The 280-nt window shown below is 28.6% G+C and carries 1 pseudogene; it reads right to left on the minus strand.

The annotated features are described in order from the left end of the window. A pseudogene (locus C1E99_RS03955) lies at positions 1-280 on the minus strand (ATP-dependent helicase); the annotation flags it as partial.

Consider the following 280-nt stretch of genomic DNA (forward strand, 5'->3'; position numbering starts at 1 on the left):
AAATTACTAATATTTTCCCAAATTAAAGGATCTCGTTTTCCTTGACTGCATGATATTAAATCTAATAATAGGTTACAAGTAGGGTCTTTTAAAAGCTCTTGATATTCATTTTCAATTCTTGCTTTAATCCCTTTACTGTTTAATGTAGTTATCAATTTTGAACTATAATCATCAACCTTCTGTTTTGCTAGGATACAGATTTCTGATGGTCGTATACCTCCTTGAATTTTTGATTCTATATCATTTGCAATTAACTCAGCTTCTAAACTTTCATTTTCAA

The sequence above is a fragment of the Streptococcus suis genome, from assembly GCF_002964045.1.
In the GTDB taxonomy this organism is placed as follows: domain Bacteria; phylum Bacillota; class Bacilli; order Lactobacillales; family Streptococcaceae; genus Streptococcus; species Streptococcus suis_U.